The following is a 1,106-nucleotide window of genomic DNA, read 5'->3' as shown; positions in this document are numbered from 1 at the left end:
GGATGGAGCAGGTGCTGGCCGCGATCTGGGCCGAGCTCCTGGGCGTGGAACGGGTCGGGCGGCATGACGATTTCTTCGAACTGGGAGGCAACTCACTGCAGTTGATCAGGCTGGGCTTCCATCTGAAGGAGCGGTTCAGTGCAGAGCTGAAGACCGGCACGCTGTACGAGGCGGCCAGCTTGTCGCAGATGGCCGTGGTCGTCGAAGCCGCATCCCGGCGTCGGCAGAGCAACCCGGATACGACCGTCACATTGGAAATATGAGCAGGGAAGACCCTGGAACAAGATGGAGAATGCGAGCATGAAGCCGAATCAACTCTACTACCTGCGCGAAGACGCCTACTTCGAACCGCTGGTGTTCAAATGGTATGCCTGGCCTTACCTGATTCCTCCGGTAAGTGCAGCGATGAACATCACCGGTCGCGGCTTGCGGTTGATGAAATCGTTCGTGGCCAACCACCAGCTTCATCTGGCTGCCGCCAAGGATCCCACGCTTGCCGGTGGAGATTTCGTAAGCTGCAGCGAGGATCAGCTGGAGGATGTTCGCGCACTGGTCGCGCGCATCGAGACAGAACACGCAGATTACCTGGATGTACGCAAGGCCGTGGCAGATATCAACCAGCTGCTTGAGCCCATGAAAGGGATGTCGCTCGAACCACTATACGCGCGGCTTCCCGAGGTGCTGCGCGGTTACGTCGAACTGGTCTACGACCAGAGCCACTCGCCATCGCTGCGTCTTATCGAAGGGCTGCTCTACGAGGGCAAGCTGTACAAAACCCAGGAGCAGAGTCTGGCGTTCGGTCTGCTGGAGAAGGTCAAGGAACGGCCGTTTGTGCTCAGCTCGCCCCGCCTTCCAGACGCCAATCACCTGCACGTGCAAGCGCCATTCGCCGATGAGATCGTTGACGCCATCTTTGCGACGCGCGATACGCCACGGCGTGGCGAAGAGCTGCAGATGCTCTTTTCCAGGTACGCACAGTCGGGCGAATTATCATTGAGAGATCTGTTCACCACCGAGCCGCCCTCCGTGCGACACGTGGCACTTGGCGGGAACTTGCGCGTGAGCTATCTGGGGCATGCCGGGCTCCTGATCGAGTCTGGCCATAC

2 protein-coding genes are annotated in these 1,106 nt (G+C 59.6%); both read left to right on the top strand.

Translation table 11 applies throughout. The annotated features are described in order from the left end of the window. The coding region (locus ACXJKH_RS21020; RefSeq protein ID WP_457322284.1) for a phosphopantetheine-binding protein at window positions 1-263 on the top strand (263 nt) is incomplete at its 5' end. Between the two features lie 37 nt (window positions 264-300). After that, the coding region (locus ACXJKH_RS21015; protein ID WP_457322283.1) for a hypothetical protein at window positions 301-1,106 on the top strand (806 nt) is incomplete at its 3' end.

The organism is Stenotrophomonas sp. P5_B8 (genome assembly GCF_054049855.1).
The sequence above is the reverse complement of the archived record's forward strand: the minus strand, read 5'-3'. Positions and strand labels throughout refer to the sequence as shown.